Source organism: Pseudomonas sp. UBA3153 (assembly GCF_002364635.1).
Classification (GTDB): domain Bacteria; phylum Pseudomonadota; class Gammaproteobacteria; order Pseudomonadales; family Pseudomonadaceae; genus Pseudomonas_O; species Pseudomonas_O kuykendallii.
The window spans coordinates 8,810-9,068 of record NZ_DEYR01000032.1; the positions used below are offsets into that span (position 1 = coordinate 8,810).

The 259-nt window shown below is 54.4% G+C and carries 1 protein-coding gene; it reads right to left on the reverse strand.

Features of this window, described 5'->3' with window-relative positions:
• Nucleotides 1-56: 56 nt before the first annotated feature.
• The coding region (locus tag B2X67_RS06995) for a hypothetical protein (RefSeq protein WP_286785046.1) at nt 57-259 on the reverse strand (203 nt) is incomplete at its 5' end.

A 259-nucleotide genomic window follows, 5' to 3' on the forward strand; every position in this document is an offset into this window, starting at 1 on the left:
ACACAGTCACAAAATCGGGTTACCGGATAGGCGCACAGCCTAGTGCCACGGGCTTTCTAGGGGATTAAACGAGTCTTGATGTCTGCGCACTGCTCAAGGACAGTATCGATCTTGGCAGCAAGGGCAAGAATGCGCCGACGCTCTTCAAGCAAGGCGCTTGAATGCTCTCGGATTGCAGCCAGCCTAGCTTCATAGCCCAGAACCAGACGCCTTAGGTTTGGTGTCAGGAACCGGAACTGGTCGACCGGGTAGTGATAGA